The following is an 11,673-nucleotide window of genomic DNA, read 5'->3' on the forward strand; positions in this document are numbered from 1 at the left end:
TGTCAGAGCCTGACGCTCGTGATGCAGATATGCGGCTATTGTGATGTTATGTCGGAATTCCGGGTGCTCGGCTTTCGGGATGTCCGAAGGCCGACCCGGCCGACCCGGTAGGAGCTGACAGTGAGCGACTATCCGCTGTTGAACCTCTTCTGGACCATGCTGGAGTTCTTCCTCTGGATCCTGTGGTTCTTCCTGCTCTTCAAGGTCATCAGCGATCTGTTCCGGGATCACACGATCGGCGGCTGGGCCAAGGCCGGGTGGCTGGTGCTGGTGATCCTGCTGCCGCTGCTCGGCGTGCTGCTGTACGTGATCTTCCGCGGCCGCTCGATGGCCGAGCGCGACCAGGCCCAGGCCAAGCAGGCGGAGGAGCGGTTCCAGCAGTACGTCCGGGAGACCGCGGGACCCGGGTCGGGTGCCAGTCACGCCGACGAACTGAAGAAGCTGGCCGACCTGAAGGCGTCGGGGGCGCTGTCCGAGGAGGAGTTCCAGAAGGCCAAGGAGAAGATCCTCGCCTGATCCCGGCCAGGTCCCGACAACCAGGGAGTACCCATGTCCACTCCGTCCCGTACCGGCAACAGCGGCTGGGTGACCGGCCTGGTGCTGTTCGCCGGTGTGATGATGATGGTCACCGGCCTGCTCGACCTCTTCCAGGGGATCGTCGCGGTGGCCAAGGACGATCTGATCGTCACCACGCCCAACTACGTCTTCCGGTTCAACCTCACCTCCTGGGGCTGGATCCACATCGTGCTCGGCGCGCTGGTCGCGGTGTCCGGCTTCTTCGTGCTGAAGGGGGCGGCCTGGGCCCGGTTCGTGGCGATCGCGCTGGCCGGGCTGAGCGTCATCGCCGCCTTCCTCTGGCTGCCGTACTACCCGATCTGGAACATCGTCGTGATCGCGCTGGACGTGTTCGTGATCTGGGCGCTGTGCGTCTTCCACAAGGACCCGGAGGAACTGGTCTGACCGGCTGACCCGAACGGGCCGAGGAGGGACGTCGAGGACGTCCCTCCTCGGCGTGTTCGGACAGTGTTTCCCCACAGGTCTTTGCCGGTCGACTACCAGCCGGTAACGTGCTCCCTCGGCCCGGCGCCGGCGGGGAGTCGGCGGGTGCGGTCCGCGGTCAGGGCCGCAGGGGTCCCTGGCGCGGCGTCAGGATGGGGAACCCTCATATGTCTGTCAGTCGGCGCAGGTTGCTGGGTGGGGCGACGGCCGGTGCGGCCCTCTCGCTGGTCGGTGGCACCTCGCTCTGGACGGCCCAGCAGGCCCAGGCACTCTCGCTGACCGCGAGCCGCGCGGTGAGCACCGCCGGCACCACGCTGGAGCAGGTGGCCACCCCGGCCGCCGGCACCGGCTACCGCCGCCTGCTGGCCGGCCCGGGCTGGCCGCTGGTGGTCCGCGGCGAGCTGGCCGCCCCCGGTGCCGGGCGCGACGACCGCCGCACCGGCCTGGCCAGCTTCGTCCAGTTCACCGACCTGCACCTGTGCGACAGCGAGTCGCCGATGCGGTTCGAGTACCTGGCCCGCTGGAACGACGCGGCGCACCGCCCGCAGGAGGCGCTCACCGTGCGCGGTGCCTCCTCGCTGGTCGAGCGGGTCAACGCGCTGGCCGCCGGCCCGTACACCGGCCTGCCGTTCAGCATGGTGATGGCCACCGGCGACAACACGGACAACCACGAGCGGATCGAGCTCGACTGGTACCTGACCGTGATGAGCGGCGGCTCGGTGACCCCCAACAGCGGTGACCCGAGCCGCTACGAGGGCGTGCAGAGCTCCGGCAATTCCGGCTACTGGAACCCGGAGAGCTCGTTCCGGGACAGCTACAAGCAGGCCGGCTTCCCGCAGATCCCCGACTACCTGGGCGCGGCCGGCGCCACCTTCAGCGCGCCCGGCCTGAAGACGCCGTGGTACACCACGGTCGGCAACCACGACGACTCGATCGAGGGCACGCTGCCGGACCTGGGCCTGCTCAACTCGGTCTACACCGGTGACAAGAAGATCGAGGGGATCGACGACGCCGAGGCGGCCAAGCTGGCCGGCCTGCTGCAGAGCGACCCGGCGGGTGCGGTGCTGGAGCTCGGCCGGCTGCTGGCCGGTGGCGGCCTGGTCCGCGAGATCACCGCCGACGGGCGGCGCCACCCGTTCACCACCAAGGAGTTCGCCCAGGCGCACCTGAACCCGGCCTACACCGGCGCCGGCCCCTACGGCCACGGCTTCACCTCGGACGCGGCCGCCAGCGGCAACCTGTACTACACCTTCCGGATCGCCGACGGCGTGCTCGGGATCAGCCTGGACACCACCAACGCCGCCGGGTTCGCGGACGGGTCGATCGGCACCGGCCAGCTCAACTGGCTGGAGCAGCAGCTGCGTTCGCACAGCGGCCACTGGTACGACACGAACGGCAACGTGGTCCGCGGCGGGGCCGGCGGCGACCTGGTGGTGATCTTCAGCCACCACACCAGCACCACCATGGGCAACCTGCTGCAGGACCCGCGGCACTTCTTCGAGAAGCGGCACGACGGCAACGAACTGGTCGCCCTGCTGCAGCGCTACCCGAACGTGGTGGCCTGGGTGAACGGCCACAGCCACGAGAACCGGATCACCGCGCACGGCCACGCCGTCCCCGAGCGCGCGTTCTGGGAGATCAACACCGCCTCGCACATCGACTTCCCGCAGCACGCCCGGGTGATCGAGCTGACCGACAACGGCGACGGCACCGTCTCGCTCTTCACCACCCTGGTGGAGTCCGCCGCGCCGTACACCGCCGACTACTCCGACACCTCGGACGCGGCGCTGGCCTCGTTCTACCGCGAGCTGTCCTTCAACGACCCGTACGCCACCCCGAACGCCAAGCTGGGCAGCGCGGTGGACCACAACACGGAGCTGCTGCTGGTCAAGCCCTCGCGCTGAGTCACCGTCGGTCGGGCCCGCGCCGTACCCCCGTAGCCGCGTTCGAGGTGCGGCCGCGGCCCGGGTGCGCTGGGCTGAACGCATGACCGACGAGACGACGCTGCCGCCCAACCTCGGCGCCCAGCTGCTGGACGACTTCCTGGGCGCCGGGGGCGGGACGGATCCGGCCGGGGTGGTGCTGATGGCGCCGCAGTACACCCAGGGCCTCGGCATCGGGGCCGGCACGGTGTACCTGGCCGACCCGGACGCCGGGCTGCTGCGGCCGCTCACCGGCGGTCCGCCGCTGCCGATCGAGGGGACCGCGGCCGGTGAGGCCTACCGCGAGCGGGCGGTGCGCGCGGCCGAGGGCGAGGCCTGGTTCCCGCTGCTGGACGGCGAGGCGCGACTCGGCGTGCTCGGGGTGCGCACCGCCGCCCTGGACCGGGCCGGGCTGCGCCGGTGCACCCTGTTGGCCGCACTGCTGGCGATGGTGATCACCGCGCAGCGCGACGCCCGGGCGCTGCCCGCCGAACTGCTGCGGGCGCTGCTGCCGCCGAGCACCGTGTACAGCTCCGAGGTGCTCTCCACCGCCGTCCTGGAACCCGCCCAGGAGCTGGGCGGCGACGCCTTCGACCACTCGCTGGCCGCCGGCGCGCTGCACGCCGCCGTGCTGGACGCCAGCGGCGACGACCTGACGGCGGCTCTGGGCGCCGCCGTCGCGCTGGCCGCGGGCCGCACCGCCCGCCGGCAGGGCGCCGAGCTGCCCGCCCTGGTGGCCGGCACCGACCGGGCGCTGTCCCGGTGGTTCCCGGAGCGGGCGGCGACCGGCGTGTTCCTGCGGCTGGAGCTGGCCTCCGGGCTGCTGCACTGGGTCAACTGCGGCCATCCGGCCCCGCTGCTGATCCGCCGCCAGCAGCTGGTGCCCGGTGCGCTGGAGCGGCCCGAGGAGCCGCCGCTGGGCCCCGCACCGCAGGCCCGCACGACCCACACCGCCTCGCTGGACCCCGGCGACCTGGTGCTGGTGCACACGGACGGGGCCGCCGCCGGGCTCGGCGCGGAGCGGCTGGCCGAGCTGGTGGTGCACGCGGTGGCGGACGGCGCCGGCCCCGGTCGGGCGCTGGCCGACGCGCTGCGGGCCGGCCGCACCGCGCAGGGCGGCACGGCGGCCGACGACGCCACCGCGCTGCTGGTGGAGTGGCAGCCGCCGGCGTTCCGGGAGATCGGCGCAACGGTGCGCCACCGGACGGAGAGGAAGAACCGATGATCACGATCAGCGACATCCGCGAATGGCGCAACCACGACGTGCTGGACGCCAACGGCAAGAAGATCGGCTCGCTGGAGGCGATCTACGTGGACACCGCCACCGACGAGCCGGCCGTGGCGACGGTGGAGATCGGGCTGCTGACCAACAAGCGGCTGGTCTTCGTGCCGCTGGACGACGCCGTGGTGGGGCCCGGCTACGTCAGGGTCAAGTACCCCAAGGCCCAGGTGAAGGACGCGCCCTCGATCGGCACCGACGACGTGCTGCCGGCCGAGGACGAGCCCGCGATCTTCCAGCACTACGGCTTGGAGCACCGCCCCGGCGCGAGCGGCGAGCGGCGGCTGGCCCGACCGTGACGGGGTGCCGGGCCCGGACGGGAATTCCGGGTCCCGGACCTGTTTCGCCCGACCGTGGGCGGCGATACTGGCCCCGCGAGCCCGGCGCGTCGAGCCGGGCGACTCACGGGGGTTCACCATGTCCGGCCACGATCGGGGCGGCATCGTGCCGTCCGCCCGGCGTTACTGGGTCGCGCTGCTGCTCTGCGGCGTGCTGCTCTGCCTCTCGCTGCCCTTCTACCTGACCACCGGCTACCGCTGCTACCCGGGCGACGTCTCCCAGCTGGACGGGATGCCGATGTGCGCGGTGGCCGTCTCCTCGCCGCAGGGGGTGCTCAGCCCGCAGGCGCTGGCCCACCCGTCCTGGCTGCCCTACTACTGGCTGCTCGGGCTGGTCGCCGGGGTGGTGGTGCTGGCCTGGTGGTACGCACGCTCCGGCGCGGTGCTGCGGGTGCTGCTGCCGCTGCTGGTGGCGGTGGGCACGGCCGCCACCACGGTGCTGCTGACCCGGGCGCAGTGGTCCGGGGTGCACTCGCCGTCGGCCTGGGCGGCGGCGGCCTGCCTGCTGCTCTTCAACGGTGCCTCGCCGCTGGTGGTGATGGTGCCGATGCTGCTGGTCCTCGCGGTGGCCGAACGCAGCCCGGGGCTGGCGCTGTTCGGGCTGGGCTTCGGCGGCCTGTGCTACCTGTTCGCGACCCACGACTCGCTGGACCTGTTCCACCAGGCGGGGATGCCGCTGGACCGGCTCGACGACCCGGCGGGGATCCGGCAGCTGCTCAACATGGCGGTCCCGGCGGTGGCCCTGCTGCTGGCGGCGCGACTGGCCTACCTGACGGGGAATCGGGGGCCGGCCGAGGAGGAGCCCCGGGCCGCGCTCAGCCCGCCCCGAACTCGGCCCTGACGGCGTCGGTGTGCTCGCCGAGGGCCGGGACGGCGCCCATCGCGGCCTCGCGGCCGTGCACGGTGACCGGGGGGAGCAGGCCGGTCAGCGGGCCGGCGGGGGAGTCGAAGGAGCGCCAGCGGTCGCGGGCGGCCAGCTGGGGGTGGTCGGCGAACTCGGCGACGCTGCGCAGCCGGGCGTTGGCGATGCCGGCGGCGTCCAGCAGGGCGAGCAGCTCGTCCCCGGTGAGGTCGGCGAAGCGGCGCTCCAGCAGCGCGGTCAGCTCGGCGTCGTTGCGGTGGCGCAGCGGGTTGTCGGCGAACCGGGGGTCCCGGGTCAGCTCCGGCCGGTCCAGCACCTTGGCGCACAGTGCCACCCAGTCGCGGTCGCTCTGCACGCAGAGGAAGACCTCGGCGCCGTCGCCGGCCCGGTAGTGGCCGTACGGCGCGATCGACGGGTGCCGGGCGCCGCTGCGGGTGAGCGGGGCGGGCGCGTACCGGTCGTGGTAGAGCGGCTGGCCCAGCCACTCGCCCAGCGCGTCCAGCATCGCCACGTCGAAGGCGCTGCCCAGGCCGGTGCGTTCGCGTTCGTACAGGGCGGTGAGGATGCCGGTGTAGGCGTACATGGCGGCCGCCACGTCCGCGATCGAGACCCCCGCCCGGGCCGGGGCGTCGGGGCTGCCGGTGAGCGAGACCAGGCCGGTCTCGCACTGCACCAGCAGGTCGAAGGCCTTCTTGTCGCGGTACGGGCCGCTGTCGCCGTAGCCGGAGATGCCGCAGACGATCAGGCGGGGGTGGCGGGCGCGCAGGTCCTGCGCGCCCAGGCCCAGGCGCTCGGCGGCCCCAGGGGCGAGGTTCTGCACGAAGACGTCGGCGCCCGCCAGGATGCGGTCGAGCAGCGCGCGGTCGCCGGGCTCCTTCAGGTCCAGGACCACGCTCTCCTTGCCGCGGTTGCACCAGACGAAGTAGGCGGACTGGCCGTTCACGGCCCGGTCGTACTCCCGCGCGAAGTCGCCGCCCGGCCGCTCCACCTTGATCACCCGGGCGCCGAGGTCGGCGAGCTGGCGGGTCGCGAACGGGGCGGCCACGGCCTGTTCCAGGGACACCACGGTGACGCCGGCGAGGGGGAGGGACACGGGGCAGTCCTTTCGGCGGGGAGCAGCCAGTATGACCGGTGGGGCCCGGGCGGCCGCCCGGGCGCTACCCCGCGGTGACCCAGTCCGGGAGCGGCTCGCACCGGGTCAGCCAACCCTGCGTCAGTCCGGCCGTGCCGGTGCGGGCGGCGACCGTGCCGCCGGTGATGGCGCAGGTGGTGTCCACGTCGCCCAAGCCCTCGGCGGTGCACCACAGGGCGCCCGCCAGGTCGTCCAGGTGGTGGGCGGCGGACCAGAGCGCGAACGGGACGGTGGTGCTCGCCCGCAGTCCGCGCCCGTTGCCCAGCAGGTCGGCGGCCCGCCACGGCTCGGTCGCGGCGGGCAGCTCCGCGGCCGCGCGCACCCCGTCCCGGACCGGTCCGGCCGGGGTCAGCCCGGCCACCCCGGCCAGCAGTTCGGCACCCGCCGGCGCCGCCCCGCCCCGGCTGCGGGCGGCCAGCGCGGCGGCCACCGCCACCGCGACCGCCCCGGCCACGCCCTCGGGGTGGGCGTGGGTGACCTGCGCGGAGAAGGCGGCCTGGTCGACCACCTCGTCCAGGTCGTCGGCGAACCAGGCGCCGAGCGGCGCCACCCGCATCGCCGCGCCGTTGCCCAGACTCCCCTCGCCGCGGAACAGGGCGCGGGTGGCGGTGCGCCAGGACCCCGGCTGCGCGGCCAGCCCGGGCAGCAGCTCCTTCATCCCCGCGCCGTAGCCGCGGCCGGGATCGGCGAGGAAGGTGGCCCCGAAGCAGGCGGCCAGGTCGTCCTGGTGCACCGCGTCGTACGCGGTCAGCACCCGGTACAGGGCCAGCGCCATCGCCGTGTCGTCGGTCCAGTACCACGGAGACTCCGGCGGCAGGCGGCGCGCGCGGATCTGCTCGACGGCCTGCGCGGGGGTGCGGAAGAGCGGGAACCAGCGTTCGCCGAACGCGTCGCCGAGGGCCAGGCCGGTCAGGGAGTCGAGGGCGGACGGGAGTGGGGACGCAGTCATGGCCAGCATGCTGCCAGGGCGGCGGGCGGGGTGCACAGGGTTTGCGATTGACCCGTGGGAACGGGGGCGGATTGACCCACCGGTGCGGGTCGGTCGGTGGCTAGGCTGGACGTGATCTTGAGGTTGCGGACGGCGGGAGCGGACATGCGGATCTTCGTGGCGGGGGCGACCGGAGTGGTCGGACGGCCGTTGGTGCCGCTGCTGATGGCGGCCGGGCACCAGGTGACCGGGAGCTCGCGCACCGCCGAGGGCGCGGCCCGGCTCACCGCGCTGGGGGCCACCGGCGTGCGGGCCGACGCGCTGGACCCGGCGGGCCTGCGCGCCGTGGTGGCGGCCGCCGAGCCGGAGGTGGTGGTCCATCAGCTCACCGACCTGTCCGGGGCGGACGGCGCCGCCAACGGCCGGTTGCGCCGCGAGGGCACCCGCCACCTGGTGGACGCGGCCGCCGCGGCCGGGGTCCGGCGGATCGTCGCGCAGTCGATCTGCTGGGCGTACGCCCCGGGCGACGGGCCGGCGGGCGAGGAGGTGCCACTGGACGACACCCCGGACGAGGCGCGGGCCCGCACGGTGGCCGCCGTCCGGGCGCTGGAGCGGACGGCGGCCGAGCTGCCGGACGCGGTGGTGCTGCGGTACGGGCTGCTCTACGGCCCGGGCACCTGGTACGCCCCGGGCGGTGCGGTGGCCGCCGCGCTGGCGGGCGAGCGCGCGGTGCCGTTCCTGGGCAGCACCGAGGCGGACGACGCGGTGAGCTCCTTCGTGCACACCGCGGACGCGGCGAGTGCCGTGCTGGCCGCGCTGGACTGGCCGGGCGGACCGGTGAACATCGTGGACGACGAGCCCGCCGCGGCGCGCGACTGGCTGCCGGTGCTGGCGGCGGCGCTCGGGGTGCCGGCACCGGTCCCGGCGGCCGCCGCGGGGCGGCCCGGCTGGGCCCGGGGCGCCTCGAACGCGCTCGCCGCGCGGCGCGGTTGGCGGCCCGGGCGGCCGAGCTGGCGGAGCGGGTTCGCCGCTCGGTGACGAGTGCCCGGGCGATCGTTATGATCTTGGCGGTGCGGTCCGGGCGGGCCACGCGCGACGACGGGGGGACCTCGCATGATCGAGCTGTCGGCCGAGCCGATGACCTGGGTGATGACGGGTGACAGCATCACCCAGGCGGTGCTGCACACGCACGGTGCCCGGGGCTGGGTGGAGCACGTGCACGAGCGGGTCCGCTGGCAACTGGACCGGTTGACCGACCTGGTGCTCAACACCGGCGTCTCCGGTTGGCGCGCGGCCGACGTGCTGGGCAGCTACGACCACCTGATCGGCCGGTTCGCGCCGGACGTCCTCTCGATCTCGCTGGGCACCAACGACGCGCGGGCCGGCCTGGCGGGCCTGGCCGGGTTCGAGGGCGCGCTGCGGGAGCTGCTGGCCCGCAGCGCCGATGCCCAACTGGTGCTGCACACCCCGCTGGTGGTCAGTCGGGCGGGCCGCGAGGCGCGCGCCGAGCTGCCGGCGTACTGCGAGACCGTCCGCAGGGTGGCCGCGGACACCGGCGCCCTGCTGGTGGACCACGAGGCCTTCTGGCGGGCCCGCTTCGGCGACGAGGACCCGATCTCCTGGCTCGACGACCCGGCCCACCCCAACGCGGTCGGCCACCTCGCGATGGCCAACCACACGCTGCGGGTCCTGGGGCTGGGGGAGCTGACGGAGCTGTAGGCGGTCCGGGCCCGGGGCCGTGCGCGGCGGGAGGTGGCCGCGGGCCGTGTGCGCGGGGCGCCGGCGCACGTACGATCGGTGGGTCGGGTGGAACGGCCCGGGGTCGGGTGTACGGGAGACGTCATGCCAGCTGCGAAGCCTGCCACCGGTGGCCTGCCCGTGATGGCGGACGTGGCCGCGTTGGCCGGGGTGTCGCACCAGACGGTGTCGCGGGTGCTCAACGACAGCCCGAACGTCCGGCCGGAGACCCGGGAGCGGGTGCTGGCGGCGATCCGGGAGCTGGACTACCGGCCGAACACGGCGGCGCGGGCGCTGGTGACCCGGCGGTCGCAGACACTCGGCGTGATCAGCTTCGACAGCACGCTCCACGGGCCCTCGCACATGCTGTACGGGATCGAGCAGGCGGCCCGCCGGGCGGGGTACTTCATCAGCATCGCGAGCCTGCGGCACCAGGACGTCCGGTCGGTGCTGGAGGCGGTGGACCGGCTGCGGGACCAGGCCGTGGAGGGGATCGCGGTGATCGCCTCGCAGGCGTCCACGGTGGCGGCGCTGGGTCAGCGGGTCGGCACGGTACCGATGGTGACGGTGGGCCCGGCCGACCCGGGGCAGCTGCCGGGGGCGGGCGTGGACAACCGGGCCGGGGCCGAGGCGGCGGTGCGCTACCTGTTGGACCTCGGGCACCGCACCGTGCACCACGTGGCCGGGCCGGGCGACTGGCTGGAGGCGGTGGCCCGGGAGACCGGCTGGCGCGCGGTGCTCACCGAGCAGGGCCGCGCGGTGCCGGCGAGCCTGCCGGGCGACTGGTCGGCCCGGTCGGGGTACGAGGCCGGGCTGCGGCTGGCGGCCGACCCGGAGGTCACCGCGGTGTTCTGCGCCAACGACCAGATGGCACTGGGGCTGCTGCGGGCGCTGCACGAGCAGGGGCGGCGGGTGCCGGAGGACGTCAGTGTGGTCGGGTTCGACGACATCCCCGAGGCCGGGTACCTGACGCCGCCGCTGACCACGGTGCGGCAGGACTTCGGCGAGCTCGGCAGGCGCGGGTTCGAGCTGCTGCTGGAGCGGCTCCGCCCGGTCGGTGCGGGCCGCCGGGCGCAGGCGGTGGAGCACCGGCTGGCCGTCGTCGCGCCCGAACTGGTGCTGCGGGCGAGCAGCGGGCGGGCCGCCTCCTGAGCCTGTCGGTGCCGCCCGGTACTGTGTGGATCATGGGGATATACCTGGTCAGCGTCGGCGCCTCGGAGTGGTTCGGGCCGGCGGCCGAGGACGGCATGGGCGAGGTCGCCGCGGCCCTCGACGCCGAGCTGGTCCGCCGCGGGGCGGCGCCCTACGCGTCGGTGCCCGAGGAGCCGGAGGAGTTCGTCCGCGGCGCCGGGCAGAGCTTCGAGGAGAAGCTGATCCCCGCGATGGACGGGTTCACGGCGCTGTGCCGCCGGCACCTGACGCCCGCGGAGTTCGAGATGTTCGGCGGCTGGTCGGTGCTGGTGCCGCTGTCGCTGCCGGACACCGTCGAGCTGCCGGTCCCGTCCTCCTACGAGGACCGCACCGTGATTGCCGGTGCTCCCCAAGTGCTCGCGCTGGCGCAGCGGTTGGCGACGGCGATCGAGCTGCCCGCGGAGGTGCCGGCCACCTCCGACAACCTGGACCTGACGCTCTGGCTCGCCGAGGGCTCGGCCCGCGAGCTGGCGCGGCTGCGGCCCGGTCCGTGGACCGAGGACCTGGACGCGGCCTTCTACGTCGCCCTGTTCCTGCGGGCCGCCGAGCACTCGCTGCGGCGCGGCTGCCCGCTGACCTTCTGCTGACCGCTCACGGCTGACTGCTCACGGCTGACTGCTCACGGCTCACCGCTCACCGCTCACCGCTCACCGCTCACCGCCGACCTACGGCCGGCTGCCGGGGTGCTGCCGGCCGCCGGGCCCGTCGGCGCCCCGGTGGGGCACCGGCCCCGGGCGCAGGCCCCGGGCGGCCCAGTCCCGCAGGATCCCCGGCAGCGCGTCGACCGTGGCCGGGGGCCCGTCGTGCAGCAGCACCACCGCGCCGGCCGGCACCCCGGACGCGGCCGCGCGGACGGCGTCCGCGTCGGCGCCCGCCCAGTCACGGGTGTCCGTGGTCCAGAGCACCTCGGTGAGCCCCGCGGCCGCGGCGGCCGCGCGGACCGCGGGGCCGGTCTCGCCGTACGGCGGGCGGAACAGCACCGGGGCCGTGCCGGTGATCCGGCGGACGACCCGCTGGGTGCGCCCGATCTCCTCGGCCAGGGCCGTTCCGTCGAGTGCGGTCAGGTGGGCGTGCGAGGAGCTGTGGTTGCCGATCCACATCCCCGCCCGGTGCAGTGCGCGGAGCAGGTCCGGGTACCGCTCCGCCTGCTCCCCGCAGACGAAGAAGGTGGCCCGGTGGCCCGCCGCGACGAGCAGGTCGAGCAGCCGCGGCGTCGAGACCGGGTGCGGACCGTCGTCGAAGGTGAGGGCGGCGGTGGGCCGGTGGCGGCCGCCGTGGGGAGCGG

The 11,673-nt window shown here is 74.6% G+C and carries 13 protein-coding genes; 10 read left to right on the forward strand and 3 right to left on the reverse strand.

Annotated features, from left to right (window positions below):
• Nucleotides 1-120: 120 nt before the first annotated feature.
• From ACFW1A_RS31760 to ACFW1A_RS31785, 6 genes are all read left to right on the forward strand, one after another.
• Nucleotides 121-516, forward strand: a complete 396-nt coding sequence (locus tag ACFW1A_RS31760; RefSeq protein WP_380414960.1) for an SHOCT domain-containing protein — start codon at nucleotides 121-123, stop codon at nucleotides 514-516.
• Nucleotides 517-549: 33 nt separating this feature from the next.
• Nucleotides 550-960: a hypothetical protein gene (locus ACFW1A_RS31765; RefSeq protein ID WP_380414962.1), complete on the forward strand. Its 411-nt coding sequence runs from the start codon at nucleotides 550-552 to the stop codon at nucleotides 958-960.
• A gap of 206 nt (nucleotides 961-1,166) precedes the next feature.
• Nucleotides 1,167-2,903 (forward strand): TIGR03767 family metallophosphoesterase, encoded by a 1,737-nt coding sequence (locus ACFW1A_RS31770; RefSeq protein ID WP_380414964.1) that lies wholly within the window; start codon nucleotides 1,167-1,169, stop codon nucleotides 2,901-2,903.
• 82 nt (nucleotides 2,904-2,985) lie between these two features.
• A complete protein-coding gene (locus tag ACFW1A_RS31775) occupies nucleotides 2,986-4,146 on the forward strand; it encodes a PP2C family protein-serine/threonine phosphatase (protein ID WP_380414966.1) in 1,161 nt (386 codons plus the stop codon).
• Nucleotides 4,143-4,499: a PRC-barrel domain-containing protein gene (locus ACFW1A_RS31780; RefSeq protein ID WP_380414968.1), complete on the forward strand. Its 357-nt coding sequence runs from the start codon at nucleotides 4,143-4,145 to the stop codon at nucleotides 4,497-4,499. The genes ACFW1A_RS31775 and ACFW1A_RS31780 overlap by 4 nt, the downstream gene beginning before the upstream one ends.
• A 118-nt stretch (nucleotides 4,500-4,617) precedes the next feature.
• Nucleotides 4,618-5,379 carry a hypothetical protein gene (locus tag ACFW1A_RS31785; protein WP_380414970.1) on the forward strand — a complete coding sequence of 254 codons (762 nt, stop codon included), beginning with the start codon at nucleotides 4,618-4,620 and terminating at the stop codon, nucleotides 5,377-5,379.
• Here the strand turns inward: ACFW1A_RS31785 and ACFW1A_RS31790 are convergent.
• Both ACFW1A_RS31790 and ACFW1A_RS31795 read right to left on the reverse strand, forming a co-directional pair.
• Nucleotides 5,354-6,493: a CaiB/BaiF CoA transferase family protein gene (locus ACFW1A_RS31790; RefSeq protein ID WP_380414972.1), complete on the reverse strand. Its 1,140-nt coding sequence runs from the start codon at nucleotides 6,491-6,493 to the stop codon at nucleotides 5,354-5,356. The two genes, ACFW1A_RS31785 and ACFW1A_RS31790, sit on opposite strands and share 26 nt — an antisense overlap.
• A 64-nt stretch (nucleotides 6,494-6,557) precedes the next feature.
• Nucleotides 6,558-7,481 (reverse strand): ADP-ribosylglycohydrolase family protein, encoded by a 924-nt coding sequence (locus ACFW1A_RS31795; protein ID WP_380414974.1) that lies wholly within the window; start codon nucleotides 7,479-7,481, stop codon nucleotides 6,558-6,560.
• A gap of 144 nt (nucleotides 7,482-7,625) precedes the next feature.
• Between ACFW1A_RS31795 and ACFW1A_RS31800 the strand changes: the two genes are divergently transcribed.
• From ACFW1A_RS31800 to ACFW1A_RS31815, 4 genes are all read left to right on the forward strand, one after another.
• Nucleotides 7,626-8,498: an NAD-dependent epimerase/dehydratase family protein gene (locus ACFW1A_RS31800; RefSeq protein WP_380414976.1), complete on the forward strand. Its 873-nt coding sequence runs from the start codon at nucleotides 7,626-7,628 to the stop codon at nucleotides 8,496-8,498.
• Nucleotides 8,499-8,573: 75 nt separating this feature from the next.
• The gene (locus tag ACFW1A_RS31805; RefSeq protein WP_380414978.1) at nucleotides 8,574-9,179 is read left to right on the forward strand and encodes an SGNH/GDSL hydrolase family protein; all 606 of its coding nucleotides are present in this window, start codon (nucleotides 8,574-8,576) and stop codon (nucleotides 9,177-9,179) included.
• Nucleotides 9,180-9,302: 123 nt separating this feature from the next.
• Nucleotides 9,303-10,349, forward strand: a complete 1,047-nt coding sequence (locus ACFW1A_RS31810; RefSeq protein ID WP_380414980.1) for a LacI family DNA-binding transcriptional regulator — start codon at nucleotides 9,303-9,305, stop codon at nucleotides 10,347-10,349.
• A 32-nt stretch (nucleotides 10,350-10,381) separates the two neighbouring features.
• Entirely contained in the window at nucleotides 10,382-10,975 is a 594-nt protein-coding gene (locus ACFW1A_RS31815; protein ID WP_380414982.1) for a hypothetical protein, read from the forward strand.
• 78 nt (nucleotides 10,976-11,053) lie between these two features.
• On the opposite strand, the gene ACFW1A_RS31820 is transcribed toward ACFW1A_RS31815, so the two are convergent.
• A partial coding sequence (locus tag ACFW1A_RS31820; RefSeq protein ID WP_380414984.1) for a polysaccharide deacetylase family protein occupies nucleotides 11,054-11,673 on the reverse strand: 620 nt, incomplete at its 5' end.

This window comes from Kitasatospora sp. NPDC058965, assembly GCF_042741245.1.
In the GTDB taxonomy this organism is placed as follows: Bacteria; Actinomycetota; Actinomycetes; order Streptomycetales; family Streptomycetaceae; genus Kitasatospora.

Excerpts from the sequence above, each read along its gene's own strand:
- ACFW1A_RS31765 (WP_380414962.1), top strand. The coding sequence starts at position 550 with ATGTCCACTCCGTCCCGTACCGGCAACAGCGGCTGGGTGACCGGCCTG.
- ACFW1A_RS31770 (WP_380414964.1), top strand. The coding sequence starts at position 1,167 with ATGTCTGTCAGTCGGCGCAGGTTGCTGGGTGGGGCGACGGCCGGTGCG.
- ACFW1A_RS31775 (WP_380414966.1), top strand. The coding sequence starts at position 2,986 with ATGACCGACGAGACGACGCTGCCGCCCAACCTCGGCGCCCAGCTGCTG.
- ACFW1A_RS31780 (WP_380414968.1), top strand. The coding sequence starts at position 4,143 with ATGATCACGATCAGCGACATCCGCGAATGGCGCAACCACGACGTGCTG.
- ACFW1A_RS31785 (WP_380414970.1), top strand. The coding sequence starts at position 4,618 with ATGTCCGGCCACGATCGGGGCGGCATCGTGCCGTCCGCCCGGCGTTAC.
- ACFW1A_RS31795 (WP_380414974.1), bottom strand. The coding sequence starts at position 7,481 with ATGACTGCGTCCCCACTCCCGTCCGCCCTCGACTCCCTGACCGGCCTG.
- ACFW1A_RS31800 (WP_380414976.1), top strand. The coding sequence starts at position 7,626 with ATGCGGATCTTCGTGGCGGGGGCGACCGGAGTGGTCGGACGGCCGTTG.
- ACFW1A_RS31805 (WP_380414978.1), top strand. The coding sequence starts at position 8,574 with ATGATCGAGCTGTCGGCCGAGCCGATGACCTGGGTGATGACGGGTGAC.
- ACFW1A_RS31810 (WP_380414980.1), top strand. The coding sequence starts at position 9,303 with ATGCCAGCTGCGAAGCCTGCCACCGGTGGCCTGCCCGTGATGGCGGAC.
- ACFW1A_RS31815 (WP_380414982.1), top strand. The coding sequence starts at position 10,382 with ATGGGGATATACCTGGTCAGCGTCGGCGCCTCGGAGTGGTTCGGGCCG.